Source organism: Gluconobacter sp. P5B12 (genome assembly GCF_018812035.1).
GTDB lineage: Bacteria > Pseudomonadota > Alphaproteobacteria > Acetobacterales > Acetobacteraceae > Gluconobacter.
On record NZ_JACRVV010000026.1, the window covers coordinates 1 to 1449 of the forward strand.

Annotated in this window: 1 protein-coding gene; it reads right to left on the bottom strand. The window is 47.1% G+C overall.

Translation table 11 applies throughout. The annotated features are described in order from the left end of the window. Positions 1–79 precede the first annotated feature (79 nt). Positions 80–940, bottom strand: a complete 861-nt coding sequence (gene blaTEM, locus KP702_RS15935; RefSeq protein ID WP_215769380.1) for a TEM family class A beta-lactamase — start codon at positions 938–940, stop codon at positions 80–82. Between the last annotated feature and the right edge of the window lie 509 nt (positions 941–1449).

The window sequence follows — 1449 nt, forward strand, 5'->3', positions numbered from 1 at the left end:
TCTTCACCTAGATCCTTTTAAATTAAAAATGAAGTTTTAAATCAATCTAAAGTATATATGAGTAAACTTGGTCTGACAGTTACCAATGCTTAATCAGTGAGGCACCTATCTCAGCGATCTGTCTATTTCGTTCATCCATAGTTGCCTGACTCCCCGTCGTGTAGATAACTACGATACGGGAGGGCTTACCATCTGGCCCCAGTGCTGCAATGATACCGCGAGACCCACGCTCACCGGCTCCAGATTTATCAGCAATAAACCAGCCAGCCGGAAGGGCCGAGCGCAGAAGTGGTCCTGCAACTTTATCCGCCTCCATCCAGTCTATTAATTGTTGCCGGGAAGCTAGAGTAAGTAGTTCGCCAGTTAATAGTTTGCGCAACGTTGTTGCCATTGCTGCAGGCATCGTGGTGTCACGCTCGTCGTTTGGTATGGCTTCATTCAGCTCCGGTTCCCAACGATCAAGGCGAGTTACATGATCCCCCATGTTGTGCAAAAAAGCGGTTAGCTCCTTCGGTCCTCCGATCGTTGTCAGAAGTAAGTTGGCCGCAGTGTTATCACTCATGGTTATGGCAGCACTGCATAATTCTCTTACTGTCATGCCATCCGTAAGATGCTTTTCTGTGACTGGTGAGTACTCAACCAAGTCATTCTGAGAATAGTGTATGCGGCGACCGAGTTGCTCTTGCCCGGCGTCAAYACGGGATAATACCGCGCCACATAGCAGAACTTTAAAAGTGCTCATCATTGGAAAACGTTCTTCGGGGCGAAAACTCTCAAGGATCTTACCGCTGTTGAGATCCAGTTCGATGTAACCCACTCGTGCACCCAACTGATCTTCAGCATCTTTTACTTTCACCAGCGTTTCTGGGTGAGCAAAAACAGGAAGGCAAAATGCCGCAAAAAAGGGAATAAGGGCGACACGGAAATGTTGAATACTCATACTCTTCCTTTTTCAATATTATTGAAGCATTTATCAGGGTTATTGTCTCATGAGCGGATACATATTTGAATGTATTTAGAAAAATAAACAAATAGGGGTTCCGCGCACATTTCCCCGAAAAGTGCCACCTGACGTCTAAGAAACCATTATTATCATGACATTAACCTATAAAAATAGGCGTATCACGAGGCCCTTTCGTCTTCAAGAATTCTCATGTTTGACAGCTTATCATCGATAAGCTGATCCTCACAGGCCGCACCCAGCTTTTCTTCCGTTGCCCCAGTAGCATCTCTGTCTGGTGACCTTGAAGAGGAAGAGGAGGGGTCCCGAGAATCCCCATCCCTACCGTCCAGCAAAAAGGGGGACGAGGAATTTGAGGCCTGGCTTGAGGCTCAGGACGCAAATCTTGAGGATGTTCAGCGGGAGTTTTCCGGGCTGCGAGTAATTGGTGATGAGGACGAGGATGGTTCGGAGGATGGGGAATTTTCAGACCTGGATCTGTCTGACAG